This window comes from Streptococcus suis, from assembly GCF_002960425.1.
GTDB classification, from domain to species: Bacteria; Bacillota; Bacilli; order Lactobacillales; family Streptococcaceae; genus Streptococcus; species Streptococcus suis_S.
Window position 1 is genome coordinate 1 of the sequence record NZ_POIZ01000069.1, and the last position, 827, is coordinate 827.

General features: G+C 41.1%; 1 protein-coding gene. It reads right to left on the minus strand.

Annotated features, from left to right (window positions below):
• The coding region (locus tag C1G57_RS09085; protein WP_153045623.1) for a transposase at positions 1-827 on the minus strand (827 nt) is incomplete at both ends.

An 827-nucleotide genomic window follows, 5' to 3' on the forward strand; every position in this document is an offset into this window, starting at 1 on the left:
TACTGAATTTGTTTGAGGTTTCCTTTTTCCGTCCGTGCTAACTGGTCTAACTCTTCACTAGCTTGTACAGGATCAGCTTCGTAAATCTTAATATCTTTCTCAAATCCATACTTGTCCGTTCTTCGTGAATAATTCTTAAACGAGTAGACAACCCCATCTGGTTTTATCCACTGGTCAGAATCTTCTAGATAGGTCCAGTTTTCAGGATTGGCATCACTCTTCTTGTAGCTTTTCTTCTGCTCTTTCTGATATGTTCCGTAGGGAATCAGAGGCGTTTTCTCCAGGTCATCAAGGATAAAGCTATAATTTTCTTCACTACCATAACCTGCATCCGCGACAATGTGTTGAAAGAGTTCTAAGGTTTGGATGGATTGAAGAAAGGGCTTGAGTGTACGAGTGTCAGTTGGATTCGGATACAATCCGTAAGCTAAGGCAAACTGGTTGTTTGTACCAAGTTGGAGGTTGTAACCAGGCTTGAGCTGACCATTCTTCATATGATCTTCTTTCATTCGCATGAATGTTGCATCGTGATCCGTTTTAGAATAGGAATTTCGCTCTTGTAGAATCTGTTTATCTCGTTCGTACTTCTGTTTCCGAACAAGAAAATCCTCTTTCAACTTTCTCTTTAGTTTCTTAATTCTTCTTCGTTTCTGTCTGTTGGCTGATCCACCTTTAATGACTTTCGGCTCTTGTGAGATAGCTTCTTCCACCTCGTCCAATACTTGTTCTGTCTCATGTAGGAGTTGTTTGAGTCCCTCGCTAGTGAGGCATTCTTCCTTGGACAAGGCAGTATTCACCCCTTCTTGAACTAGCTTGTCATAACTTCC